Source organism: Streptomyces virginiae, from assembly GCF_000720455.1.
Lineage (GTDB): Bacteria > Actinomycetota > Actinomycetes > Streptomycetales > Streptomycetaceae > Streptomyces > Streptomyces virginiae.
On sequence record NZ_JOAK01000010.1, the window covers coordinates 188,210 to 213,813 of the forward strand.

20 protein-coding genes are annotated in these 25,604 nt (G+C 70.2%); 14 read left to right on the top strand and 6 right to left on the bottom strand.

Annotation, left to right across the window (positions count from 1 at the left end; genetic code table 11):
• Positions 1 to 36: 36 nt before the first annotated feature.
• Positions 37 to 798, top strand: coding sequence for an inositol monophosphatase family protein (locus IG86_RS0117700; RefSeq protein ID WP_385871338.1), 762 nt, complete (start codon positions 37 to 39; stop codon positions 796 to 798).
• Positions 799 to 906: 108 nt separating this feature from the next.
• Here IG86_RS0117700 and IG86_RS0117705 read toward each other — a convergent pair whose 3' ends face one another.
• A complete protein-coding gene (locus IG86_RS0117705) occupies positions 907 to 1,086 on the bottom strand; it encodes a hypothetical protein (RefSeq protein WP_030821464.1) in 180 nt (59 codons plus the stop codon).
• A 246-nt stretch (positions 1,087 to 1,332) separates the two neighbouring features.
• On the opposite strand from IG86_RS0117705, the gene IG86_RS0117710 reads away from it, so the two are divergent.
• The 4 genes from IG86_RS0117710 to IG86_RS0117725 all read left to right on the top strand — a co-directional run bounded on the left by IG86_RS0117710 (position 1,333) and on the right by IG86_RS0117725 (position 4,854).
• Positions 1,333 to 1,986 (top strand): response regulator transcription factor, encoded by a 654-nt coding sequence (locus tag IG86_RS0117710; protein WP_030008767.1) that lies wholly within the window; start codon positions 1,333 to 1,335, stop codon positions 1,984 to 1,986.
• A 4-nt stretch (positions 1,987 to 1,990) separates the two neighbouring features.
• Positions 1,991 to 3,235 (top strand): sensor histidine kinase, encoded by a 1,245-nt coding sequence (locus IG86_RS0117715; RefSeq protein WP_030821467.1) that lies wholly within the window; start codon positions 1,991 to 1,993, stop codon positions 3,233 to 3,235.
• 383 nt (positions 3,236 to 3,618) lie between these two features.
• Positions 3,619 to 3,915: a DUF4193 domain-containing protein gene (locus tag IG86_RS0117720; RefSeq protein WP_030036261.1), complete on the top strand. Its 297-nt coding sequence runs from the start codon at positions 3,619 to 3,621 to the stop codon at positions 3,913 to 3,915.
• 12 nt (positions 3,916 to 3,927) lie between these two features.
• On the top strand, positions 3,928 to 4,854 hold the full coding sequence (locus IG86_RS0117725) for a hypothetical protein (protein ID WP_030897839.1): 927 nt from the start codon (positions 3,928 to 3,930) through the stop codon (positions 4,852 to 4,854).
• 36 nt (positions 4,855 to 4,890) lie between these two features.
• On the opposite strand, the gene IG86_RS0117730 is transcribed toward IG86_RS0117725, so the two are convergent.
• Positions 4,891 to 5,349 carry a DUF3093 domain-containing protein gene (locus tag IG86_RS0117730; protein WP_030650600.1) on the bottom strand — a complete coding sequence of 153 codons (459 nt, stop codon included), beginning with the start codon at positions 5,347 to 5,349 and terminating at the stop codon, positions 4,891 to 4,893.
• 58 nt (positions 5,350 to 5,407) lie between these two features.
• On the opposite strand from IG86_RS0117730, the gene IG86_RS0117735 reads away from it, so the two are divergent.
• The 7 genes from IG86_RS0117735 to IG86_RS0117765 all read left to right on the top strand — a co-directional run bounded on the left by IG86_RS0117735 (position 5,408) and on the right by IG86_RS0117765 (position 12,052).
• Entirely contained in the window at positions 5,408 to 5,992 is a 585-nt protein-coding gene (locus tag IG86_RS0117735) for a PaaI family thioesterase (RefSeq protein WP_030821472.1), read from the top strand.
• Positions 5,992 to 6,537, top strand: a complete 546-nt coding sequence (gene dut / locus IG86_RS0117740; RefSeq protein ID WP_030821473.1) for a dUTP diphosphatase — start codon at positions 5,992 to 5,994, stop codon at positions 6,535 to 6,537. Before IG86_RS0117735 ends, dut begins: the two co-directional genes overlap by 1 nt.
• 1 nt (position 6,538) lies before the next feature.
• Positions 6,539 to 7,324, top strand: coding sequence for a DUF3710 domain-containing protein (locus tag IG86_RS0117745; RefSeq protein WP_030821474.1), 786 nt, complete (start codon positions 6,539 to 6,541; stop codon positions 7,322 to 7,324).
• A gap of 192 nt (positions 7,325 to 7,516) precedes the next feature.
• Positions 7,517 to 10,162, top strand: coding sequence for a sensor histidine kinase (locus IG86_RS0117750; protein WP_078905936.1), 2,646 nt, complete (start codon positions 7,517 to 7,519; stop codon positions 10,160 to 10,162).
• Entirely contained in the window at positions 10,159 to 10,845 is a 687-nt protein-coding gene (locus tag IG86_RS0117755) for a response regulator (RefSeq protein WP_030821480.1), read from the top strand. Before IG86_RS0117750 ends, IG86_RS0117755 begins: the two co-directional genes overlap by 4 nt.
• A 25-nt stretch (positions 10,846 to 10,870) precedes the next feature.
• The gene (locus tag IG86_RS0117760; protein ID WP_075971173.1) at positions 10,871 to 11,290 is read left to right on the top strand and encodes an OB-fold nucleic acid binding domain-containing protein; all 420 of its coding nucleotides are present in this window, start codon (positions 10,871 to 10,873) and stop codon (positions 11,288 to 11,290) included.
• 6 nt (positions 11,291 to 11,296) lie between these two features.
• Positions 11,297 to 12,052 (top strand): DUF3159 domain-containing protein, encoded by a 756-nt coding sequence (locus IG86_RS0117765; RefSeq protein ID WP_030897849.1) that lies wholly within the window; start codon positions 11,297 to 11,299, stop codon positions 12,050 to 12,052.
• A gap of 390 nt (positions 12,053 to 12,442) precedes the next feature.
• Here IG86_RS0117765 and IG86_RS0117770 read toward each other — a convergent pair whose 3' ends face one another.
• Complete coding sequence (locus IG86_RS0117770) at positions 12,443 to 13,105, bottom strand: potassium channel family protein (RefSeq protein ID WP_030650639.1); 663 nt, start codon at positions 13,103 to 13,105, stop codon at positions 12,443 to 12,445.
• Positions 13,102 to 13,770 carry a potassium channel family protein gene (locus tag IG86_RS0117775; RefSeq protein ID WP_030821487.1) on the bottom strand — a complete coding sequence of 223 codons (669 nt, stop codon included), beginning with the start codon at positions 13,768 to 13,770 and terminating at the stop codon, positions 13,102 to 13,104. The genes IG86_RS0117770 and IG86_RS0117775 overlap by 4 nt, the downstream gene beginning before the upstream one ends.
• Before the next feature lie 315 nt (positions 13,771 to 14,085).
• Here IG86_RS0117775 and IG86_RS0117780 point away from each other — a divergent pair, with 315 nt between their 5' ends.
• Positions 14,086 to 16,140: an APC family permease gene (locus IG86_RS0117780; protein WP_030821490.1), complete on the top strand. Its 2,055-nt coding sequence runs from the start codon at positions 14,086 to 14,088 to the stop codon at positions 16,138 to 16,140.
• Between the two features lie 99 nt (positions 16,141 to 16,239).
• Positions 16,240 to 17,571 (top strand): class I SAM-dependent RNA methyltransferase, encoded by a 1,332-nt coding sequence (locus IG86_RS0117785; protein ID WP_030897852.1) that lies wholly within the window; start codon positions 16,240 to 16,242, stop codon positions 17,569 to 17,571.
• 759 nt (positions 17,572 to 18,330) lie between these two features.
• On the opposite strand, the gene IG86_RS0117790 is transcribed toward IG86_RS0117785, so the two are convergent.
• Positions 18,331 to 18,993 (bottom strand): hypothetical protein, encoded by a 663-nt coding sequence (locus IG86_RS0117790; protein WP_030897855.1) that lies wholly within the window; start codon positions 18,991 to 18,993, stop codon positions 18,331 to 18,333.
• A 12-nt stretch (positions 18,994 to 19,005) separates the two neighbouring features.
• Positions 19,006 to 25,563, bottom strand: coding sequence for an RHS repeat domain-containing protein (locus tag IG86_RS45055; RefSeq protein ID WP_051785246.1), 6,558 nt, complete (start codon positions 25,561 to 25,563; stop codon positions 19,006 to 19,008).
• Between the last annotated feature and the right edge of the window lie 41 nt (positions 25,564 to 25,604).

The following is a 25,604-nucleotide window of genomic DNA, read 5'->3' on the forward strand; positions in this document are numbered from 1 at the left end:
TCCGAAGAGCTGAAGGCCGAACTGCTGGACGTCGGCATGGAGGCCGCCCGGCAGGCCGGGGCTCTGCTGCGCGACGGCCGGCCCGCCGACCTGGCGGTGGCGGCGACGAAGAGCAGCCCCATCGACGTGGTGACCGAGATGGACATCGCGGCGGAGAAGCTGATCACCGGCATCCTCGCCGAACGGCGGCCCGAGGACGGGCTGCTGGGCGAGGAGGGCGCGGACACCCCGGGGACGAGCGGGGTGCGCTGGGTCGTCGACCCGCTGGACGGCACCGTGAACTACCTCTACGGACTCCCGAGCTGGGGCGTGTCCATCGCCGCCGAGTACGGGGGCGAGACCGTGGTCGGCGTCGTGGCGGCGCCGATGCGCGGGGAGGTCTACCACGCGGTCCTCGGCGGCGGGGCCTGGCTGGGCACGGCCCGCCTCGCCTGCCGCCCCGCGGCCCCGCTGGACCAGGCGCTGGTCGGGACCGGCTTCGCCTACGTCCAGACCCGGCGGGCGCACCAGGCCGACGTGGCGCAGCGGATCATCCCGCTGGTGCGGGACATCCGGCGGGGCGGTTCGGCGGCGCTGGACCTGTGCGACGTGGCCGCGGGGCGGCTGGACGGCTACTACGAGCGCGGCCTGAACCCCTGGGACCTGGCCGCCGGCGAGCTGATCGCCCGCGAGGCGGGGGCCGTGACCGGCGGCCGCCCGGGGGAGCCGGCCTCGGGCGAGCTGGCGCTGGCCGCCAGTCCGGCCGTCTTCGCCTCGCTCCAGCCGCTGCTGGAGGAGGCCGGGGCCTGGCACGACTGACACGTGCGGTGAACGACGTGGACCCCGGCCGCCCCAAGGGGGCGGCCGGGGTCCACGTCGTCTCGGAGTCCGCGCTCGGCAGCCGGGCAGGAGCCGGTCAGCGGCCGGTCAGCAGGCGGGCACGGCGGCCGTGACCGGGACGCCGTGCTCGGCGGCCAGACGCTGGAGGTCTTCCAGCTCCGCCTGTTCCACTTCCGCGAGGAAGTCGTCGCCCGTCTCACGGGCGTGCCTGAGATCCGACTGCGTGGCCCTGATGCGGTGCAGGAGACCCGCGGTGAATGCGTCCATGATGGGTTCGCCCCCTCTTCGTGGGTCGGCGGCGGCACGTGGCTATACCGCCGTCAGGGAGTGGATGGGGTGTTCTCACGTCCTCCCCGGCACCCTGGGCCCAGAAACCTCTGAAGGCCAGGGAATCCTCACTTCCGCCCCGTGAGCCCCTCGATGACCCGTCTTACAGCCGGTTTACGGCTGAAACGTGCAGGATGTACGACGCAATACAGGTGTGCCCTCACGGGCTCGGAGGAAGGAAACGACGTGCGCGTACTCGTCGTCGAGGACGAGCAGCTGCTCGCCGATGCGGTGGCCACCGGCCTGCGCCGGGAGGCCATGGCCGTGGACGTCGTGTACGACGGCGCCGCCGCCCTGGAGCGGGTCGGCGTGAACGACTACGACGTGGTCGTGCTCGACCGGGACCTCCCGCTCGTACACGGCGACGACGTGTGCCGGAAGATCGTCGAGCTCGGCATGCCCACCCGCGTGCTGATGCTGACCGCCTCCGGTGACGTGAGCGACCGCGTGGAGGGTCTGGAACTCGGGGCGGACGACTACCTGCCCAAGCCCTTCGCCTTCACCGAGCTGACCGCCCGCGTGCGGGCCCTCGGCCGGCGCACCACCGTCGCGCTGCCGCCCGTACTGGAGCGGGCCGGGATCAAGCTGGACCCGAACCGGCGCGAGGTGTTCCGCGAGGGCAAGGAGGTGCAGCTGGCCCCGAAGGAGTTCGCGGTGCTGGAGGTCCTCATGCGCAGCGAGGGGACCGTGGTCTCGGCCGAGCAGCTGCTGGAGAAGGCCTGGGACGAGAACACCGACCCGTTCACCAACGTGGTGCGCGTGACGGTGATGACCCTGCGCCGCAAGCTGGGCGAGCCGCCCGTCATCGTGACGGTGCCCGGCTCCGGATACCGGATCTGACCGCGTGGCGACCACCCCGGCGCCACCGACGGCGCCACCGAAACCGACGTGGGACCCCGGCCAGCCCGAGGGTCCCTTCCCGTGGCTGAGGCCGACCATCCGGATACGCCTCACCCTGCTCTACGGCGGGATGTTCCTGATCGCGGGCATCCTGCTGCTGTCGATCATCTACCTGCTGGCGGCGCAGGCCCTGCGGCAGGGCAACGCACTGCCGTTCCAGATCGTCGGCGGCCAGGTGAAGGTCACCAGCAGTTCATGCCCCGGAGTGGTGGGTCTCGAACTGACGCCCGACCAGTTCAACGCCGCGATCGGCCAGTGCATCCTCGAACAGCGCCGGCACGCCCTGGACGACCTGCTGAGCCGCTCGCTGATGGCCCTGCTGGGCCTGAGCATCATCGCCTTCGCCTTCGGCTACGCGATGGCCGGCCGGGTGCTCTCGCCACTGGGCAAGATCACCCGTACCGCCCGCCGGGTGGTCGGCTCCGACCTGACCCGGCGGATCGAGCTGGACGGCCCGGACGACGAGCTCAAGGAGCTCGCCGACACCTTCGACGAGATGCTCGACCGGCTGGAGCGGGCCTTCACGGCCCAGCAGCGGTTCGTCGCCAACGCCTCGCACGAGCTGCGCACGCCGCTGGCCATCAACCGGACCCTGCTGGAGGTGCACCTGTCCGACCCGGGCGCCCCGGTGGAGCTCCAGCAGCTCGGCAAGACCCTGCTCGCCACCAACGAGCGCAGCGAGCAGCTGGTCGAGGGACTGCTGCTGCTGGCCCGCAGCGAGAACCAGATCGTCGAGCGCAAGCCCGTGGACCTGGCGGAGGTCGCCTCGCGCGCCGTCGACCAGGTACGGGGCGAGGCCGATGCCAAGGGCGTGGAGATCCGCGGCGAGCGCGCGCCGGCCGTCGTGCAGGGCAACGGCGTCCTGCTGGAGCGGATCGCCCTCAACCTGGTGCAGAACGCCGTCCGGTACAACGTGCCGGAGGACGGCTGGGTGGAGGTCACCACGGTGGCCGAGCACGGTCAGGCGGTGCTCCTGGTGTCGAACACGGGTCCCGTGGTTCCCGCGTACGAGGTGGACAACCTCTTCGAGCCGTTCAGGCGGCTGCGTACGGAGCGTACGGGCAGCGACAAGGGTGTCGGACTGGGCCTGTCGATCGCGCGCTCCGTGGCGCGCGCACACGGCGGCAGGATCCAGGCGATGCCGCGGGAAGGCGGTGGCCTCGTGATGCGTGTCACTCTGCCTTTGTGAGACCCCCCACCCCGTGTTCGCTTTTGGCTGAATACTTGGCCCCTGAATCCATCCGCCCCTGTGTGATCGATCACAGTGGGTGGTGTCCGGCCATGCGCGTTCGGTCACTCGGGGGCGGCCGGAACGCCCGGGAAGTCCGGGTTTCCGGCCCCCCGAATGGCGGGAAATACACGGGGTGGCGTTTGTGCAAGACGGCACCCGGACCGTGTACGGTCCCGGTCGTCATCCCAGCCAATCGCCCCTTCAGGTGGGCGGCTGGGTGTCGATTGAGTAACAGACCTTGATGTGAGGCAAAATCTCCGCCTCAGGTCGGGCACAAGTCCGGCCTCTCGTGCGTTACGTGCGCTGAGACACCGCTAACACCCAGAGGGGGAGAGCGAACAATGGCAACGGACTACGACACCCCGCGCAAGACCGACGACGACGTCGACAACGACAGCATTGAAGAGCTGAAGGCTCGACGCAATGAGAAGTCGTCCTCGTCCGTCGACATGGACGAATTCGACTCGGCCGAGAGCCTGGAGCTTCCCGGTGCGGACCTCTCCAACGAGGAGCTGGCCGTCCGGGTCCTGCCCAAGCAGGCCGATGAGTTCACCTGCATGAGCTGCTTCCTGGTGCACCACCGCAGCCAGCTGGCGCGCGAGAAGAACGGTCAGCCGATCTGTCGCGACTGCGACTGAGAGGCGTCGGCCGTGGCTGGCTCCACACCCTTTCGGAAGCGCCGCTTCCGAAAGCAAGGTGATCCGGCGGAGACGCAGGTGGTGACCACGGACCCGGAGACGGGTCCCGAAGCCCCCGGCGGCTCCGCCAGTGCGGCGCTCGTCGTGCCCTCCGCCGCCCCGGCGGCGTCGGCCACGGAGCCCGGCGAGGAATCCCGGCGCGGCCCCGGGGGCCGTCGTCTGCAAGCCGTCAAGAACGGTGTACGCAAGGGCGGTGAAGGCGTGCGCGGCGCCGCCCTCTACATCACCGACAGGATCATCGAGAACGCCCCGCGCGTTCCGATCCGGGACCTCGCGACGCTGCGCGCGCAGTTCCCCGGCCTCGGCCCCGATCAGCTCGCGGACAAGCTGATCTCGGGCGCCACCGCCGCCTCGGCGACCGTCGGGGCGAGCATCGGCGCGGCGGCCATGCTGCCCGTGCCGCCCGCGATGCCCGCCGAACTGGCGGCGGAGATCACCGGCGTCGCGGCGATCGAGCTGAAGCTCATCGCGGAACTCCACGAGGTCTACGGCCAGCGGCCGCACGGCAACCTCAAGGAGCGCACGTTCGCCTACCTGACCGCGTGGACGGAAGAGCGCGGGGTCGACCTGACCAGGCCCACGACGCTGAACGCGGCGCTCGGCGGACAGATGAAGCGCGAACTGCGCCAGCAGATCGTGAAGCGGATGATCCGCAGCCTGCCGAACCTCATGCCGTTCATGGTGGGCGCGGCGGTCGGAGCGGTCATGAACCGCCGCGACACCCGCAAACTCGCCGAGAAGGTCCGTGGAGACCTGCGCAGGCAGGCGGTGGCCTGGGAGGCCCTGCGCACCCTGCCGCCCCTGGAACGGCCCGTGGAGCCCCTTCCCGAGGCCACCAGGGCCGCCTTGGAGGGGCCGGAATACTTCACGCGCGACTGACCGCCGCCCGCGGCGCCCCCGCCGAGGGCCCGGCGGTCAGGCCGCCCGCGCCGCGCGCAGGGCCGAGACCAGGGCCTGAGGCTCGCGGGTGGAGACGTAGACGTACGGAGTCGGGTCGGCCGGGTCGGTGACCTCGACGCGGACCGCCGTCGGCACGTAGCTGCGCATCAGCATGAAGGCCCGGGTGTCCGCCTTGTACGTCCGCCAGGCGCGGGCCTCCTCGGCGTCCAGGATCTCGGGCTCGCCCAGCGCCGACACCGGGATCCGCGCGTCACCGACGGCCAGCGCACCGTTCACCACGCGCACGCGCGCGGAGCCGTACGAACTCACCAGCAGCCCGGCCAGCGCGGTACCGCCGACCAGCCCGGCCAGCAGCGGCAGCGTGCCCAGGGGCAGCAGCATCAGCGCGCCCGCGAGGCCGGTCAGTACGGCGATGCCCCACCAGGAGCGGGGGGCGGTCAGGCGTTCGTCGTGGTGCGCGGTGGAGAGCTGCATGCGCTCAAGCCTGCCACGAGGCGACCGGCGGGTAGCCGCGCGGGTAAGGTCTGCGGCTGTGAGTGGACGAAACACAGGGCTGACGCCCCCGGCCGATGCCGCCGCACCGGTCCGGCATCCCGACGCGCCGGCACCCGGCGAGCTCCTCGGTGCCCACTACGAGCACTGCTTCGGCTGCGGCGGGGGCCAGCCCCACGGCCTGCACCTGGAGGCGCGGGCCGGCGACGGAGTGCGCGTCACCGCCGAGTTCACCGTCAAGCCCGCCCACCAGGGTGCGCCCGGGCTCGCCCACGGCGGGGTGCTCGCCACCGCACTCGACGAGACGCTGGGCTCGCTGAACTGGCTGCTGCGCGTCATCGCCGTGACGGGCCGGCTGGAGACGGACTACGTGCGGCCGGTGCCCGTGGACACCGTGTTGTACCTGGAGGCCGAGGTCACCGCCGTCGCCGGTCGCAAGATCTACTGCACGGCCGTGGGCCGGATAGGCGGGCCGCAGGGCCCGGTCGCGGTCCGCGCCGACGCGCTCTTCATCGAGGTGAAGGTCGACCACTTCATCGACAACGGACGGCCCGAGGAGATCCGGGCGGCCATGGCCGACCCGGACCAGGTCAGGCGCGCACGCGCCTTTGAGGTGAACCCCTGATGTCCCTGAACAACAACGGATCCCGCCATGACGTCGACGTGCTGATCCGCCGCGTCGACCCGGAGGTTCCCATTCCGGCGTACGGGCACCCGGGTGACGCCGGCTGCGACCTGGTGACCACCGAGGCCGCCGTACTGGAGCCCGGCGAGCGCGCGGTGCTGCCCACCGGGGTGTCGATCGCCCTGCCCGACGGCTACGCGGCCTTCGTGCACCCGCGGTCGGGTCTGGCCGCGCGCTGCGGGCTCGCGCTCGTGAATGCCCCGGGGACGGTGGATGCCGGGTACCGTGGAGAGATCAAGGTGATCGTGGTCAATCTCGACCCTCGCGAGAGCGTCCGGTTCGAGCGTTTCGACCGCATTGCCCAGCTGGTTGTCCAGCGGGTCGAGAAGGTGCGCTTCCACGAGGTGGCGGAACTTCCCGGCTCGGCCCGGGCCGAGGGGGGTTTCGGCTCCACCGGCGGTCATGCGGCCGTGGCCGGATCCGGGGCTGGTCAGCAGGGTGGGAATGGCTACGCTTCGGTCGTAACCGACCGGGAAGGACAGTGACGTGTTCGGACGTCGCAAGAAGAACGACTCCGCCAATGACGGCGGCGCGGCCGAGCAGGTCGTAGACGGCGTCGCCGCCGCTGAGCAGGACGACGCGGGCGACTCGGACGGCGCTGCCGCGCCGCGCCGGATGAACCTGCCCCCGGCCCCGCGGCCCGACGGTCCGTGGGACGTCTCCGAGGTGCTCGGGAACCCGGCCGACGGCCGGGTCGACCTGGGCGGCATCTTCGTACCCGGTGTCGACGGCATGGAACTGCGCGTCGAGGTCGCCGGGGACGCGATCGTGGCCGCCACCGTGGTCCTGGGCGACAGCGCCGTGCAGCTGCAGGCCTTCGCCGCGCCCAAGAAGGAGGGCATCTGGGGCGAGGTCCGCGACGAGATCGCCGCGGGCATCACCCAGCAGGGCGGCATCATCGACGAGGTCCAGGGCGCGCTGGGCTGGGAGCTGCGCGCGCAGGTCCCCGTCCCCCTGCCGGACGGGCAGACCGGCGCCCAGCTGGTCCGCTTCGTCGGCGTCGACGGCCCGCGCTGGTTCCTGCGCGGCGTCATCTCCGGCCAGGGCGCGGTGCGCCCCGAGTCGGCGGGCGTGCTGGAGCAGATCTTCCGGGACACCGTCGTCGTCCGCGGCGACGGCCCGATGGCCCCGCGCGACCCGATCGTCCTGAAGCTGCCGAACGACGCCCAGATGGTGCCGGACGGCGTGCAGACGGAGGAGCAGGAAGGCTCCCGCTTCGGCGGCGGCATGGGCCAGCTCGAGCGCGGCCCGGAGATCACCGAGGTCCGCTGACCCCGGACGGCCCCCGCGCACAGGGGGGCGCGTCGTGTCTCGGCCGGTGGGCCCCACCCCGACGGGTGGGGCCCACCGGCTTTCGCGTGCCGCGTCCGACCGGCGCCGTACCCGCGTCAGAGATCCGTCAGGGATCGCTCCCGTACCCGCGATCGGTGCGTGCGCCGCCCGGACGTCCCCGAGAATGAGCCCATGGGACGCGGCAAGCTCAGGATCTATCTCGGCGCGGCACCCGGTGTGGGCAAGACCTACGCGATGCTCTCCGAGGGGCACCGCAGAGTGGAGCGGGGCGCGGACTGCGTCGTCGGCTTCGTCGAGCACCACGGGCGGCCGCGTACGGAGGTCATGCTCCACGGCCTCGAACAGGTGGAGCGCAGGACCCTGGCCTACCGCGGAGCCACCTTCACCGAGATGGACGTGGACGCGCTCCTCGAACGCGGGCCGGCCATAGCGCTCGTGGACGAGCTCGCGCACACCAACGTCCCCGGCTCGCGCAACGCCAAGCGCTGGCAGGACGTGGAGGAGCTGCTGCGGGCGGGCATCGACGTCGTGTCCACGGTCAACATCCAGCACCTGGAGTCGCTCGGCGACGTGGTCGAGTCGATCACCGGGGTGCGGCAGCGGGAGACCGTGCCCGACGAGGTCGTCCGCCGGGCCGACCAGGTCGAGCTGGTCGACATGTCCCCGCAGGCACTGCGCCGGCGGATGGCGCACGGGAACATATACAAGCCCGAGAAGGTCGACGCGGCCCTCTCCAACTACTTCCGGCCCGGCAACCTCACGGCCCTGCGCGAGCTGGCGCTGCTGTGGGTCGCCGACCGGGCGGACGAGTACCTCCAGCAGTACCGGGGCGAGCACGGCATCCGTTCGACCTGGCAGGCGCGGGAGCGGATCGTCGTCGGGCTCACCGGCGGGCCCGAGGGACGGACGCTGATCCGGCGCGCCTCGCGGATGGCCGCCAAGGGCTCGGGCAGCGAGATCCTCGCGGTCTACATCGCCCGCAGCGACGGCCTGACCGCGGCTTCGCCGAAGGAGCTCGCGGTCCAGCGGACGCTGGTCGAAGACCTCGGCGGAACGTTTCACCATGTCATCGGCGACAACATCCCCGACGCCCTGCTCGCCTTCGCGCGCGGCGTCAACGCCACCCAGATCGTGCTCGGCTCCAGCCGCCGCCGCTCGTGGCAGTACGTCTTCGGCCCCGGGGTCGGCGCCAGCGTGGCCCGCGACTCGGGACCCGACCTCGACGTCCACATCGTCACGCACGAGGAGGTCGCCAAGGGGCGCGGCCTGCCCCTGGCCCCCTCCGCCGCCCGCCTCGGGCGCAGCCGGATCCTCGCCGGCTGGGTCGTCGGCACGGTCTTCCCGGTCCTCCTGTGCCTCCTGCTCACGCACATCGCCGCGGACCTCGGCATCGCCAACGACATGCTGCTCTTCCTGGCGCTGACCGTGGCGGCCGCCCTGCTGGGCGGGCTCTGGCCGGCCCTGGCCTCCGCGGCCGTCGGCTCGCTGCTGCTGAACTACTACTTCGCGCCGCCGCTGCACCGGTTCACCGTGTCCGACCCCAGGAACATCGTCGCCATCGCCGTCTTCTTCGGCGTGGCCGTCTCGGTGGCCTCGGTGGTGGACCTGGCCGCCCGGCGCACCCACCAGGCGGCCCGGCTGCGCGCCGAGTCCGAGATCCTCTCCTTCCTCGCCGGGAGCGTGCTGCGGGGCGAGACCACCCTGGACGCGCTGCTGGAGCGGGTGCGCGAGACCTTCGCGATGGAGTCGGTGGCCCTGCTGGAACGCACGGACGACCGGGACCCCTGGAAACGGGCCGGCAGCGTCGGCCCCCGCCCGGTCGCCCGCCCCGAGGACGCCGATGTGGACATGCCCATCGGCGACCACATGGCGCTCGCCCTGTCCGGGCGGGTCCTGCCCGCCGAGGACCGCCGGGTGCTCGGCGCCTTCGCCGCCCAGGCCGCCGTGGTCCTTGACCGCCAGCGACTGGTCGGCGAGGCCGAGGAGGCCCGCCGGCTGGCCGAGGGCAACCGGATCCGGACCGCCCTGCTGGCCGCCGTCAGCCACGACCTGCGTACGCCGCTGGCCTCCATCAAGGCCTCCGTCACCTCGCTGCGCTCCGACGACGTGGAATGGTCCGAGGCGGACCGCGCCGAGTTGCTGGAGGGCATCGAGGACGGCGCCGACCGCCTCGACCACCTGGTGGGCAACCTGCTGGACATGTCGAGGCTGCAGACCGGGACCGTCACCCCGCTGATCCGGGAGATCGACCTCGACGAGGTGGTCCCGATGGCGCTGGGCGGCGTACCGGAGGACAGCGTGCTGCTGGACGTGCCCGAGTCGCTGCCGATGGTGGCGGTGGACCCCGGGCTGCTGGAACGGGCCGTGGCCAACGTCGTCGAGAACGCCGTCAAGTACAGCCCGGCCGGGACGCCGGTGCTGGTGGCGGCCAGCAGCCTCGGCGACCGGGTCGAGGTGCGGGTCGTCGACCGCGGGCCCGGGGTCCCCGACGACGCCAAGGACCGGATATTCGCCCCCTTCCAGCGGTACGGGGACGCCCCGCGCGGCGCCGGAGTGGGCCTGGGGCTCGCCGTCGCCCGCGGATTCACGGAGTCCATGGACGGCACGCTCGCGGCGGAGGACACCCCCGGCGGCGGGCTGACCATGGTGCTGACCCTGCGGGCGGTGGCCCGCGGCCGCGCGCCGGCCCGTGGCACGGTGGACGCCGACGGCCGCCGGGGCGGGGACGACCCCCCGGCCCGCGGGGGCCACGCACCGCACACCGGTCACGACCGTGACCGGAAGACGAAGACGCGACAGAAGGCAGGACCTCAATGACCCGGGTGCTCGTGGTGGACGACGAGCCGCAGATCGTCCGAGCCCTCGTGATCAATCTGAAGGCACGCAAGTACGAGGTCGACGCCGCCGCCGACGGCGCGAGCGCCCTGGAGCTCGCGGCGGCCCGCCACCCCGACGTCGTCGTCCTCGACCTCGGCCTCCCGGACATGGACGGGGTGGATGTGATCAAGGGGCTGCGCGGCTGGACCCGCGTGCCCATCCTGGTCCTCTCCGCCCGGCACAGCTCCGACGAGAAGGTCGAGGCCCTCGACGCGGGCGCCGACGACTACGTGACCAAGCCCTTCGGCATGGACGAGCTGCTGGCCAGGCTGCGCGCCGCCGTCCGCCGGGCGGAACCGTCCGCCGGCGCGGGAGGGGACGAGGTGGTCGTGGCGACCGAGGGCTTCACGGTGGACCTGGCCGCCAAGAAGGCGGTGCGCGAGGGGCGTGACGTACGGCTGACCCCCACCGAGTGGCACCTGCTGGAGGTCCTGGTCCGCAACGGCGGCAAGCTGGTCAGCCAGAAGCAGCTGCTGCAGGAGGTCTGGGGGCCGTCGTACGGCACCGAGACGAACTACCTGCGGGTCTACATGGCCCAGTTGCGGCGCAAGCTGGAGGCGGACCCCTCGCATCCGCGGCACTTCATCACCGAACCGGGCATGGGATACCGCTTCGAGAGGTAGTCGGCGCGCCGGTAGGCTTTCCTGTATGAGTGCTGAACCGCGTCCCGAGAAGCCCGCGAAGCCGGCCAGGCCGGCGGGCCGGTTCCGCCGGATGATCGAGCGGCTGTCGACCTCGCAGGAGGAGCTGCATTCCGCGGAGCTGCAGGAGGACGCAGAAGCCGCGGGCTGTACGCGGATCTGCGACTGCGACGACCGTCAGATAGTCAAGGTGACCGGGACCCTGCGTACGGTCACCCTCCGCCCGAGGGCTGGCGTCCCCGCCCTGGAGGCCGAGCTGTTCGACGGCTCCGGCGCACTGGACGTGGTCTGGCTCGGGCGTCGCTCGATCGTGGGAATCGAGCCCGGGCGACGCATGATCGCCTCCGGGCGCATCTCGCTGAGCCACGGCCGTCGGGTGCTGTTCAACCCGAAGTACGAACTCCGACCGCTCGGACAGGAGCAGTAACCGGCGATGTCACTCGACAAACCGACCAACCCGGAGCCCGGCGCCGAGCCGTCCGCGGCCCAGGCCGCGGCCCAGTCCGCGGACCAGAAGGCCGTGACGCAGGCGGCGCTCTTCGACGCGTTCGGAGGTGTCCGGGGCACCGTCGAGACGATGCTCCCCGGGCTGCTCTTCGTCATGATCTACACGATCAACAAGGACGTGAAGATGTCCGCCATCGCGGCGGGCGCGGTCGCCGTGCTGCTGGTGATCGTGCGGCTGCTGCGCAAGGACACTGTGAAGCACGCCTTCAGCGGAGTCTTCGGCGTGGGCGTGGGCGTGGCCTTCGCCCTCTTCACGGGCAGCGCGAAGGGCTTCTACCTGCCGGGCATGATCTACGGCGTCGGCCTGGGCGTGGCCTTCACGGTCTCGGCGCTGGTGGGCTTCCCGCTGCTGGGCGTGATCCTCGGCCCGGTCTTCAAGGAGAACCTGTCCTGGCGCACCCGCAATCCGGGGCGCAAGAAGGCCTACACGAAGGCCAGCCTGGCCTGGGGGCTGATCTTCCTCGCCAAGTACGCGATCCTCTTCCCGCTGTACTGGTGGGGCGACGCGACGCAGCTGGGCTGGGTGCTGATCGCGCTGAAGCTCCCGCCGATGGTGCTCGCGGTGTACTTCACCTGGGTGTTCCTGGCGAAGGCGCCGCCGCCGATCGACGTCATCGCGGAGTGGGAGGCCAAGGAGGCCGCCGAGGAGGCCCGCAAGGCGGCGTCCCACCGCAAGGCGTGACGGGCGCGCAGACGTGCCGAGGGGCGGGGCCCGGCCATCAGGCCGGCCCCGCCCCTCGGCATTGCGGTGCCATTCCACAGGGCCGCCCCTGGCCCCGGCCCACCGCATTGCGCGGTTGAGGCGTAGTGGGGACGGGGCGCCGCGCGCCCGGGCCGCCGGCGTGGGTACGCCGCACCGGGGGAGGCGGGGAAGCCCGACAGGTGCCCGCCCGCCGAGCGTGCCCGCAGGGCTGGCGGCGGGTCGTCTGCGCTGTGCGTAGCCCCGGCGGCACCGGGGCGCACGTACGAACGACCCGGCACCGGGTGCCGGGTCGTTCGTACGGGGCTTAGCGCCGCCATGCGCCCGCCCGCGGGGCAGGGGCGCCTTCGTACGTCGAGCGTGTCCGCAGGACTACCGGCGGGCCTGGAGGAGGTCCTCCAGCTGCTCCTCGCGGGCCTGGGCCGCCACGAAGAGGAGCTCGTCGCCCGGCTCCAGGGTCTCCTCGCCGTGCGGGGTGAGCACCCGGTTGCCGCGGATGATCGTGACCAGCGAGGTGTCCTCGGGCCAGCTGATCTCGCTGATCTGCGTACCCGCGACCGAGGAGTCGGCCGGCAGGGTCAGCTCGACCAGGTTGGCGTCGCCGTGGCTGAAGCGCAGCAGGCGTACCAGGTCGCCGACGCTCACGGCCTCCTCGACCAGGGCCGACATCAGGCGCGGCGTGGAGACCGCGACGTCCACGCCCCAGGACTCGTTGAAAAGCCATTCGTTCTTCGGGTTGTTGACGCGGGCCACCACGCGCGGCACCCCGTACTCGGTCTTCGCGAGCAGCGAGACGACGAGGTTGACCTTGTCGTCACCGGTCGCCGCGATGACCACGTTGCAGCGCTGCAGCGCCGCCTCGTCCAGCGAGGTGATCTCGCAGGCGTCGGCCAGCAGCCACTCGGCCTGCGGTACCCGCTCCACCGAGATGGCGGTCGGCGCCTTGTCGACCAGGAGCACCTCGTGGCCGTTCTCCAGCAGCTCGCCCGCGATGGAGCGGCCCACCGCGCCTGCTCCGGCGATAGCGACCCTCATGCGTGTGCCTCCTCAGGCCCCTCGGCGAAAGCCGCCTCGACCTTGTCGATCTCGTCCGTGCGCATCATCACGTGGACGAGGTCGCCCTCCTGCAGCACCGTCTGCGACGTCGGCAGCATGGCCTCGCCCAGTCGGGTGAGGAACGCGACACGGACGCCGGTCTCGTCCTGGATCTGGCTGACCTTGTGCCCGATCCAGGCGGGGGAGGTGTGCACCTCGGCGAGCTGAATGCCGCCGCTGGGGTCCCGCCACAGCGGCTCTGCGCCCGAGGGCAGCAGCCGGCGCAGCATCTGGTCGGCGGTCCACCGCACGGTGGCGACGGTGGGGATGCCCAGGCGCTGGTAGACCTCGGCGCGCTTGGGGTCGTAGATGCGCGCGGCGACGTTCTCGACGCCGAACATCTCCCGGGCCACCCGGGCGGCGATGATGTTGGAATTGTCACCACTGCTGACGGCCGCGAACGCGCCCGCGTCCTCGATTCCCGCCTCCCGCAGGGTGTCCTGGTCGAAGCCGACCCCGGTGACGCGGCGGCCGCCGAATCCGGCGCCGAGCCGGCGGAATGCGGTGGGGTCCTGGTCGACGACTGCGACCGTATGACCCTGCTGTTCCAGGGTTTGCGCGAGGGCGGAGCCCACTCTTCCGCAACCCATGATGACGATGTGCACGGCCGTCCTTCCGGCTGTCAGCGACTCGCTGGTTCCCAGCCTCATTGCATCTCTGGTTTAACAGGGTCTCAGACCATGGCCCAAGCTACACACGGGTGGTCACGGGTGAGGCCTCTTGTTCGCTTCTCGGGACGCACCCGAGCCCACCCGGGCACGCCCGGGCACACCCGCGACGTATAAGCGGCGCATCCGCGGCGCATCCGGGGCGCACTCGTGGTGCGTTCGTGGTGCGGTCGGGGAGGAAATGCGACGGGATTGCGGTATGAGGGGGTGGGGGGTTCGTCAGTCTGATTTCGAACGCTTACGATCCTCTGCGTGTCCAAACTGACCGACGTGCCCAAACGGATCCTGATCGGCCGGGCGCTACGCAGCGACCGCCTCGGGGAAACACTCCTTCCCAAGCGGATCGCCCTTCCTGTCTTCGCGTCCGACCCTCTCTCCTCGGTGGCCTACGCCCCCGGCGAGGTCCTGCTGGTCCTGTCGATCGCGGGCGTGTCCGCGTACCAGTACAGCCCCTGGATCGCCCTCGCGGTCGTGGTGCTGATGTTCACGGTGGTCGCCTCCTACCGGCAGAACGTGCACGCCTACCCCAGCGGTGGCGGCGACTACGAGGTGGCCAACACCAACCTCGGCCCCCAGGCCGGCCTGACCGTGGCGAGCGCCCTGCTCGTCGACTACGTCCTGACCGTCGCCGTGTCGATTTCCTCCGGAGTGGAGAATCTCGGCTCCGCGGTGCATTTCGTCATCGAGCACAAGGTGCTCTCGGCGATCGTCATGATCCTTCTGCTGACGCTGATGAATCTGCGCGGCGTGAAGGAGTCCGGCAAACTCTTCGCGATCCCGACCTACGTCTTCGTCGCCGCCGTCTTCATCATGATCGGCTGGGGTGCCTGGAAGGGCATCGTCCTCGGCGAGACCATGTCGGCACCGACGGCGGACTTCGAGATCGAACCCGAGCAGAAGGGCCTCGCCGGCTTCGCGATGGTCTTCCTGCTGCTGCGCGCCTTCTCCTCCGGCTGCGCCGCACTGACGGGCGTCGAGGCCATCAGCAACGGCGTCCCCGCCTTCCGCAAGCCCAAGAGCAAGAACGCCGCCTCCACCCTCGCCCTCATGGGCGGCCTGGCGGTCACCATGTTCTGCGGCATCATCGGCCTGGCCATGGCCACCGACGTCCGCATGGCCGAGAACCCCGCCGAGGACCTGCTGCACAACGGTGTCCCGGTCGGCCCCTCGTACGTCCAGGACCCGGTGATCTCCCAGGTCGGCGAGGCCGTCTTCGGCGGTGACAGCATCCTGTTCATCCTGCTCGCCACGGCCACCGCGCTCGTCCTCTTCCTGGCCGCGAACACCGCGTACAACGGCTTCCCGCTGCTCGGCTCGATCCTCGCCCAGGACCGCTACCTGCCGCGCCAGCTGCACACGCGCGGCGACCGGCTCGCCTTCTCCAACGGCATCGTGCTCCTCGCCGGCGCCGCCATACTGCTCGTCTGGATCTACGACGCCGACTCGACCAAGCTGATCCAGCTCTACATCGTCGGCGTGTTCGTGTCCTTCACGCTGAGCCAGATCGGCATGGTCCGGCACTGGAACCGGCACCTGAAGACGGAGCGCGACGCCGCCGCCCGCCGGCGCATGCACCGCTCCCGCGCGATCAACACCTTCGGCGCCTTCTTCACCGGCATGGTCCTGGTCATCGTCCTGGCCACCAAGTTCACCCACGGTGCCTGGGTCGCCCTGCTCGGCATGGTGATCTTCTACGGCACGATGACCGCGATCCGGAAGCACTACGACCGGGTCTCCGCCGAGATCGCCGCCGCCGAGGGCCCCAGCGACGACAGCGTGCGCCCCTCCCGCGTCCACTCGATCGTCCTGGTCTCCAAGGTGCACAAGCCCACGCTGCGCGCCCTGGCCTTCGCCAAGCTCACCCGCTCCGACACCCTGGAAGCGGTCAGCATCAGCGTCGACACGGCCGAGACCAAGGCGCTGCGCGAGGAGTGGGACCGGCGCGGCATCAACGTCCCGCTCAAGATCCTCGACTCGCCGTACCGCGAGATCACCCGCCCGGTCGTCGAGTACGTCAAGGGCCTGCGCAGCGAGAACCCGCGCGACGCGGTCAGCGTGTACATCCCCGAGTACGTCGTCGGCCGCTGGTGGGAGCACCTGCTGCACAACCAGAGCGCACTGCGCCTCAAGGGCCGGCTGCTCTTCACCCCCGGTGTGATGGTCACCTCGGTGCCCTACCAGCTGGAGTCCTCGGAGCTCGCCAAGAGGCGGGCGAAGAAGCGCCAGGACTGGAACGCCCCGGGCTCGGTCCGCCGCGGTCCGGTGGACACCCCGCGACCGCCGAAGGCGCCGACCGGCAAGGGCTGAACGGGTTGGTGAACGGCCGGACGAGATCCACGTAAACTGGTGGGTCGGTCGTCCGGCCGTTCATTTTTTGGTCTTTCTTATCCTTGGAGCCTCCCCGCCATGACGGAGCAGAACGAGAAGCAGTCACTGGTCGGGGAGGAGTACGAGGTCGAGGTCGGCCCCGTCGCGCACGGCGGTCACTGCATCGCCCGGACCGCCGAGGGCCGGGTCCTGTTCGTCCGCCACACCCTGCCCGGCGAGAAGGTCGTCGCGAAGGTCACCGAGGGCGACGTGGACTCCCGCTTCCTGCGCGCCGACGCGATCACCGTGCTCGACGCCTCCAAGGACCGCGTCGAGGCCCCGTGCCCGTACGCCGGCCCCGGCAAGTGCGGTGGCTGTGACTGGCAGCACGCCAAGCCGGGCGCGCAGCGCCGGCTCAAGGGCGAGGTCGTCGCCGAGCAGCTGAAGCGGCTGGCCGGGCTCACCGCGGAGGAGGCCGGCTGGGACGGCACCGTGATGCCCGCCGAGGGCGACAAGCTTCCGGCCGGGCAGGTGCCGCAGTGGCGCACGCGCGTGCAGTACGCCGTCGACGAGGACGGCACCGTCGGCCTGCGCAAGCACCGCTCGCACGAGATCGAGCCGATCGACCACTGCATGATCGCGGCGCTGGGCGTCAGCGAGCTGGGCATCGAGAAGCAGGACTGGCCCCAGATGGCCACGGTCGAGGCCATCGCCGCCTCCGGCTCCCAGGACCGCCAGGTCGTCCTCACCCCGCGCCCGGGCGGCCGCCTCCCGCTCGTCGAGCTCGACAAGCCGGTCTCCGTCCTCCGCGTGGAGGAGAAGGACGGCGGCGTCCACCGGGTCCACGGCCGCCCCTTCGTACGGGAGCGCGCGGACGGCCGTACGTACCGCGTGGGCATGGGCGGCTTCTGGCAGGTCCACCCGCAGGCCGCGGACACCCTGATCAAGGCCGTCATGCAGGGCCTGATGCCGCGCAAGGGCGAGATGGCCCTCGACCTGTACTGCGGCGTCGGCATCTTCGCCGGGGCCCTCGCCGAGCGCCTCGGCGAGACGGGCGCCGTCCTGGGCATCGAGTCCACCAAGCGTGCGGTGGAGGACGCCCGGCACAACCTGGCGGACTTCCCCCGGGTCCGCATCGAACAGGGCAAGGTCGAGACGGTCCTGCCGAAGACCGGCATCACCGAGTGCGACCTGGTCGTCCTGGACCCCCCGCGCGCGGGCGCGGGCAAGCAGACGGTCCGCCACGTGGCGGGCCTCTCGGCCCGCCGCATCGCCTACGTGGCGTGCGACCCGGCGGCCCTGGCCCGCGACCTGGGCTACTTCAAGGAACACGGCTACAAGCCCCGCACCCTCCGCGTCTTCGACCTCTTCCCGATGACCCACCATGTCGAGTGCGTCGCGATCCTTGAGCCCGCCGAAAAGGGTCGCTGACCTGCGGCTTTGCCGAGTGTGCATTACGTGCGTTACGGGCGATATCTTGACGCATATCTGACGCACGTGACGCACGTTTGACGCACGCCCGGCCCGCTTCCTGACGTGACGTCACGCACGAAAAAGCCGCCTCTCGGGCCGGGCTATGGGGTCCGCCTGGGAGGCGGCTTCCGCGAATCTGGGGGTGCCGATGGAGCCTGTGGGTGGCGCGGACACTCCATTTAGAGTGGTCACGTTGCGTAGTTGGTGTGCTGGGTCGGGTGCCGACCGAAACACTTTCGAACTTCTGTTTGTCGGGTCAGCGCCTTGGGGCGACGGTCGCTTCGCAGGTGCAGTGGAGCGCACCCCAGCTGATCTCTATCGCCGACGACTTCACTCGCTACGACCTGTCGGCGGTGCGAGAGCACCATCGCTCGATCACCTTGTGCGGTACTGCGATGACCGCATCACGCTGGAGACGGTCGCTTCAGTCGGGGGCGATGGCGGAACTGGCGTCGGCAGCGGACGAGGTGTTGCGAACTGGGGCGAGGATGTTTCGAAGGGCGAGCGCAAGTAGTAAGACGTGTACCAGTGGTTGCGGAACGGTCGTTGGTGGCTGTCGGCGACGGGTGGCCAGGGGTTCAGCGGCGCTCCATGGCGGGCAGCGTGCTCAGGGCGTCGGCCGAAGCCTGCGGTTCCCGTCCGGCTGAAAGGGCCCGGCCCTCCCGAGTGCCTCGTGAGGGCCGGACCCGTGTCAGGCAAGGCGGATCGCTGCCGTTCTCACCAAGGGTTGCGCACCCTGACGCCGAGTGCCCGGACGCGGTCCTGGGTCTGCGGGTCGAGCTTCAGCAGTAGGTCCTCGCCGACGACTCCGTCGCGCTGCCAGATGGTGCAGAGGGTCTCCAGACCCGCCTCGGCGACCTCCGGCTCTGCGTCGGCGGTGGCCTGCACCAGGGCTTCGACGACCGGCCTGCCCTGCAGTGCCGCGACAGCCCGTGCCATCCGGGCCCGCTGCTCCGCGGGGACGGCCGGGTCGGTGAGAGAGCGCAGCACGTCTGCTGTGTCGCGGGCGTCTTGGCAGGGCAGCACCCACATCAGGTATACGAGCTGCGCGCCGAGCACGATTAGGTACTGCAGTGGCACGAGCAGGGCCACGGGCAGCAGCAGGAGCAGGGGCAGCATGATCAGCCAGCCGCCCCGGATCCGCGAGGGACCGCCGGTCGGCGGCTCGAACCGCCGACCGGCCAGCAGGACGAGGACGAACATGGTCACGACCGTCAGGAGCGGCACCCCGATCAGTCCCATTCCCAGCCCGGCGCCGAACGATGCCCAGAAGGGGTCGTCGCCTAGAACGGGCAGCACGAGGGCCGCGGCCACCCAGCCGAGAGCTGCGGTTATGGCGTAGCGCTGTAGGCAGACCCACAGCCACTTTCCCGTAGTCATAACAGCTTCCTCTCAGCAGCTCTTCGTGCAGGTTCCATTGACCCACGTTCGGTGATCACGGTCCTTGTAGAAGAGGCCGTCTAGGCCGTCGGGGGCATCGTAGCCGGTGGTGTGGGCCATGCTGTCGTGGGCGATCCATCGCGGCTTGTGGTGCCTCTGGTACTGCACGACCTCCATGTCGGGATACGCGTTGCCTGTGCGGCTCACGGACACGGAATCCTTGGTGGGCGTGACGTTCAGCCAGTTGTCGACCGATCCGACCCACAGGACCGGCTGCACAGCGTGCACGCTCAACTTGAGTGACTCCGAAGTGGAGCCGTGGTCCTGGAGCACGTTCTTGCCTGTCAGCGTCCGAAAGGCGCTGTGGTTGAACAGGATGGGGACAGCGGGGACCATCTCGGAGGACGCTTCCGTCTCTATGGGGGCGCCGCCGGTCGCGTAAGACGAGATGGTGCGCTTGCCCGGCATCGTGTGGGACGGTGCCACGTTGAAGATGATTTCGCCGGTAGCTGTGTCCCACCAGAGGACCATGCGGTAGGCGGCGTTCGGGTCGTCGGTCGGGCCGCGGTTGTCACCCAGCAGCATGGGGAACTTCGGGATCATGGACATGGCGTCGTAGGTGTTGATGTAGTACCGGATCATGATGATGCCGCGGTCTTCACCCGGGTCCACATACGTCGTGAAGGTCTTGCCCCCGTGCTCCGTGCCGCCGTGCATCGAGTCGTCGGCTTCGTCGTAGTCCTCGTTGTCGGCGGGGGGTGTGTGACCCGGCGTCGTGTTGTTGCAGGAGGGGCAGGGCCGCGTCGGGCAGTCGATCTCCGCGCACTTGCCCGTCGGGTCGGCGGTCGTGGCGGGGTTGTTGTCCGCGTAGGCGTATCCGTTGAGGGACTGGGCGGAGTTCGGGGCCAGGACCGGGTCGACGCTGAGGAACTGGCCGAGGGCCGGGTCGTACTCACGTGCGCCGATGTGGGTCAGGCCCGTGCTCTTGTCTTCCGGCTTGCCGAGGAACCGCTTGTCCTCCGGCCAGTTGGCTGCCGCCGGCCCGCGTGCGGAGCCGAAGGGGGTCGTGTACCGCTTGGACACTGTCTGGGTGTCGTCCGCGGAGACCACGAGGGAGGATGTTCCGTGGGCGTCGCCCGCCACGAAGGAGAGCTTGGCGGTACCGCTTTCGTTGGTCAGGACTGCGACCTTGACGCCCGAGATGCTGTACGAGCGGGCGGCCCACTTTTTGCCGCCCTTGAGGTGCACCTCACTGGATCCGGTGTACAGGATCGTTTCGCCGGCCGGGTCGCGGCGGATGAGGAGTTCGCCCTCCGCGTCGTAGACGTAGTCCGTGGCCGCGGCTCCCTCGGTCAGGTTGCCGAGCTTGCCCTCGGCGCCCCAGACGAGGGTCTGGGAGGTGGCGCTGCCCGGGGTCTCGGCGCGCTTGGTGGTGTTGCCCGTCGCGTCATAGGCGTACTGCGGGGTGACACCCGCGCAGGTGCCACCGGTGGTGGTGGACGCCAGGGCGTGCGGACGGGCCGGGTCGTAGCAGTAGGTGCGGGTCTGCGGGGTGCCGGTGTTGGTCCTCTCCGTGGCCCGCTGGCCCGATGCCGTGTAGGTGTAGCTGTTCCAGTAGGGCGCGGCGCCGTCGAGGTTGGCGACGGTGCGTCCGGCGGTGGAGCAGTCCGCGGTCTTCGGTGTCCAGGCCTCGGCCATGCGGCGCTGGCCGTCGTAGGCGAAGCACTGGTTGTCGGCCTTGGTGAAGCCGCTGAGCGGGGCCGAGTCGAAGATCGACAGTACGTTGCCGGCCTGGTCGTACTTGTAGGTCAGCTCTTGCAGCATGCCGTTGTGGGTCTGGTCGTTCACCGTGGACTTCAGCAGACGGCGCGTGCCCTCCTCGTAGGTGTTGCCGATGAACGTTTTGCGCACGCCGGCTGCCGCGGAGCGGGCCAGGGTGAGCTGCTCGATGTCACCGAGCGGGGAGTACGACGCGTTCTGGACGTAGTCCGTGGTGCCGGACAGTCCCTTCGGGAGGCCGAGGGCGGTGTAGTTCACCTGGAGGGTCTCGGCGGGGAGACCGCCGGCCGCGGGGGACGCCGTGGTGTTCGGTGTGCCGTCGAGCCGGTAGGTCTCCGTGTGGTCGGAGGTCGCGGTGATGGCGCCCGAGGTCACGAGCGGGTCGTCGGAGGGGAGGGTGAGACGGGTCGTCGCCGGACGGCCGAGGACGTCGTAGGCGATGACGGACTTGATGTAGGCCTTACCGTTCAGGCCGCCCACGTATCGGATGGCGTCCGAGGGGGAGCCCTTGCGGACGGTGTCGTACGTCCATGCCGCGAGCTTGGTGGCGTCGGACTTCGGGGACGCCCACAGGCCGGTCTTACGGCCGAGTTCGTCGTAGCTGTACTCCAGGACCGTGTTGCGTGCGTCCTTGGCAGTCGCCACTTGGTCCAGAGCAGTGTAGGTGGTGGTGTTCTTCCCCTTGTCGGGGTCGGTGGTGGTGACGGTGCGCCCGAACAGGTCGTAGGTATACGTCCATTTCGCGCTGTCGGGGCCGGTGAGCGTGGCTGCTTTGCCGTCCTTTGTATAGGTGTGGCTCACGCTCGTATACGGGGTGCCGGGCGCGGTGCCGCCGTACGCCGGGTCGTTAGGCGCGGTCCCGCCGTAGGTGCGGACCTCCGTCGTCCGGCCGAGCGCGTCGGTGATTGTACGGGTGGCTGTGCCGCCCTGTACCGCCGTCTTGGAGGTCGAGTCGCCCGTGTAGCCGGTGGTGGTGGTTTGCTTCTTCACTCCGTAGACCAGCAGGTCCACGGTTGTGGCACGGCCGAGCCCATCGAAAACCGTCTGGGTCTGGGCGGGGGTGCTGCCGTACTCGGCCCGGGTGTAAACGCCCTCGGGCGCCTTGTCCTTGTCCCAGATGTCCGCGTAGGACTCGTAGGCCAGACCGCGCGAGTCGTAGCGGGTGTCGGTCAGGATCCGGCCGCCGCCCGGTGACGAGATCTGGGTCTGGAGCGGGCGCAGGAGGGCGTCGGAGATCGAGTAGATGGTCTTGTAGCTACCGTCGGCGGCGAGGGTGCCCTTCGAAGTCCACGGCTGCTTGCCACGCTCCAGCAGGTAGTCGTACTTCAAGTTGGGCGACTGGGACTGGGCCCGGTTGGGGAGCCAGGTGGCGGTGATCCGGCCCAGGCCGTCGTAGCGGTTGTAGGTGGAGGCCATGTTGGCCTCAATGGAGCGCACTACGGAGCCACGCAGGTCGGTGTAGGTGTACGTCTTGTACTGCTGTCCGTTGGCGGCGAGTTTGGGCGAGGTGACCACGGCGACCTGCAGCGGACCGGCCGCAGCAGGCGTATACGCGGTGGTGGTCGTGTTCCCGGCCGCGTCGACGGTGGTCAGCGGGCGGCCGAGCTTGGCCGCCGCCGTGTCGTAGACCGTCCGGGAAGTGGTTTGCCAGCCGTCGGCGCCGACCGGGTTGCGGTCGGCGTTACCGCTGGCCGCCGGGTAGGACTGGGCACGCCCGGTCCAGGTGGCCAGGCCCAGGGTTGGGGTCTGGTTCGCAGTCCAGGTAGTCGCGGCGCTGTCGTCGTAGACAGTGGCCGTGTCGGACAGCACGTCGCCGCGGGTCGCCGGGGTGGCCGGCATGCTCAGCTTGTCGTCGGTGACGGAGCACAGGGCGCCGACGGTGCGGGTCCGCGAGGTGAGGGACGTAATGCCCTTCGCATCGTTGCGGGCGTACCAGACACGGGTGCAGGTTTCGTCGCCCGTCTTGGCCGTGTCGCCGTGCGACGAGGTCTGCGTCTTCATACCGTAGACGTCGTCGTACGCAGTCTCGGTGCGGGTTGTGCGCCAGGTGTTGGTCGCGGTGAGGAGGGTATGGGAGTACTCGCTCGCCGTGCCGACGTAGTAGGCCTTGGCGTTCGTGTAGGACGCCTGCCGGCTAGCGGTCTCCTTGCTCCAGGGGTCCGAGACGGTGACCGAGAGGGCAGTGGGGCCGTCGTAGGTGACCTGCTGGCGCTGGAAGCCTGCGTACTGGTCTTCGTCGTTCGCGTCGGGGATTGTCAGGCCGGCAACTGGGATGGCGGAGGTGACGGTGGTACGGGTGTCGGTCGTACCCTTGCGCTTGTCCCCGCGCATGCCCTGCATGAAGACCTTGACGGTCTTGGAGCGGGTCTTGCCGGTGGCGCCGGTATAGGCGGTGACCTTGCCGTAGCCGCGCCAGTCGGACCAGGTCCGCTCGTCCTCGGGGGTCAGCGGGTCGTCGTTGTGGTGCCATCCGGGGTTGGCGTACTCGTAGGAGTACTCGAGGAGGTCGTTCTGTCCGGCGGGGTCCGCGATGGTGACGGCGCTGACGTTGTACTTGTGGAACCAGTCGAGCTTGGGGTCACCGCCGTTGATCGGCCAGTACACCGGATAGCAGGACAGGGAGTTGTCGTCCTCGGCCGCCGGCATCTTCGTACCGCGCAGGCACTGCGGGTCGGACAGCGTGACCGTGGTGATCGCGCCCGCCTCCGACGTGATCGTGTTGATCCGTGGGCGGTTGAGCGGGACGATGTCGTCCCCGTCGACGTCCACCCGGTTCGGCTTCATGTGGTAAGTGAAGTCCACCGGCGGAACCTCGGTCGTATCGCCGTTCTTACCGGTGCGCTTGATCGACTTCAGGACCAGCGTCTGGTCACTGGTGTCCCCGAGGTCGCCCGGGTCGAGGTACTCCTGGGTCAGGTCGAAGATGTCGACGGGCGCGTAGCCGTCGGGTTCAGGGGCGGTGGACCATGCGTACGTGCTGACGCTGTTTATGCGCTTGCGGGTGAAGAAGTCCGGGGCGAGTGCACGGCAGTCGGTCTCGGTCGCCGAGCAGAGCGCCTCGAACGGGACGTCGGGCCAGTTGTCCGCGTTGTCCTTGGTCAGGTCGTCGCAGCTTGCGCCGAAGCAGCGCTCATTGTGGCCGAAGACGATTTTGTGCGAGGGCGTCCCGCTGAAGAGGGCGTCGGCGCGCTGGCCGTAGCGGATCTCGGAGAGGTAGCCGCCCCGGGTGTACGCCGCGAGCTTGGTCTTGTCGCCGTTCTTCGCGTAGTTGTTGGTCTCGGCCTTGTACCAGTAGGTGGCGGCGTTGCCGTGGACGTCCTGGACCAGGTCGAGGTTCCAGCGCCAGGCCTGTACTTCGGAGCGGCCCGCGAAGCTGGAGCCCTTGCCGTATCCCGGCTCGCCGGCGTCGTCGCCGAAGACCGGGACCGTCCAGGTGGAGTCGGTGCGCTCGGAGCCTGCCCCGGGGAGCTTGTTCAGACCGAAGGTGTACGTCGTACCGTCGCCGGTGACGACCTTCCAGTACTCGCCGTCACCGTCGCCGTTCTCGGCGCCGCTGCCCCAGGTGACCTGAGAGGCATCATCGTTCTTCATGCGCCACTTGCCGGTCGCATCGTCCTTGACGAGCTCGGTGGCCTTGCCGTTCAGGACCAGGGTCGCGTTCTCGTACTTCCAGCAGAAGTCGTGCTTGTCGGTTTGTCCGTCGTCGTCACAGGATCCGTACCTGCGCTCGACGTAGGAGGACGTCAGGTCGAAGCCCTCTCCGACCTGGGAGCCCTGGTTGTTGGAGTTTGCCGTCCGGCCGTCGATGTTGGCGGTGCTGTACGAGAAGGAGAGCGCGGGCACGGGACCGGCTGCAGCCGGCGGGACTGCCAGAGGGTAGGACCAGGTGAAGGCGCCGGAGGATGCGCCGGATTCCCAGCTGGAGGATGCTGCGAGAGGGGTCGCTGCGTAGTCGCCCCCGCCTTTGGTCGAGGCCGTTTCCGTGGCCATCAACGCGAAGACGGCCGGGGCCTGAGCAGCAGGCGCGGTGCTTCTGGCCGTCGGCGTGGATGCGGCCGCGGGGCCGGCGGAGAGTGAGGTCACGTCGGCCGTCACGGTCTGGTTTACCAGGCTGTTGACCGAGGGCAGCGGGGTGGTTTTGCGGCACTCCTGCTTTTCGGGTGTGGTCAGTGCGCAGTCTGGCAGGGTGACCAGGCCGAGGCGCTGCGACCAGCCGCCGCCGATGGCGGAGGCGAAAGATCCGTAGTCGATGCTGACCTGGGCCGGGCCGGGGGTGTCGGCGGTGGCAGAGAACAGCACGCCGGTGATGCCGGCCCGGTCTGCTGCCTTCTGGTCGAGCACCTTGACGGTGGACTTCCCGCCGCGGCTGGTCTGGGTCGGAGCGGCGGGCGCGACCGGGCCCGCGGGGGCCCCGGCACGGAGCAGCGGGCTCTTCACGCGCGCGATGGGCCGTACGTCGACCAGCGGTCGGGAGCCCGCGCGCGCGGCCGAGGAGTCCAGGACCAAAGTGGCGGCCTTCGGCCAGGCGGTCTTGGCCTCCCGGCGGGCTCGTTCGGCCTGTGCCTTGTTGGCGGCCTGGTTTTTGGCGACCAGCTCACGGGCTTCCTTGGCGCCTTGAGCCTTGACCGCCCGGACCTTGGCGTCCTTGTGCGGGGCTGTCTTCGGGGCGCCGGGACGGTCGGCTGCGACGGCAACGGGTGCGAGGGCTCCCGGCACCGTGAGGGCCAGGGCCAGGACGACTGCCAGGGGCAGCCGACGGCGGATTCCTCCGCCTGGTGAACGGCTGGACATGAACGCTCCAAAGAAAAGGAAAAAAGGGGCGTGAGAGCCGT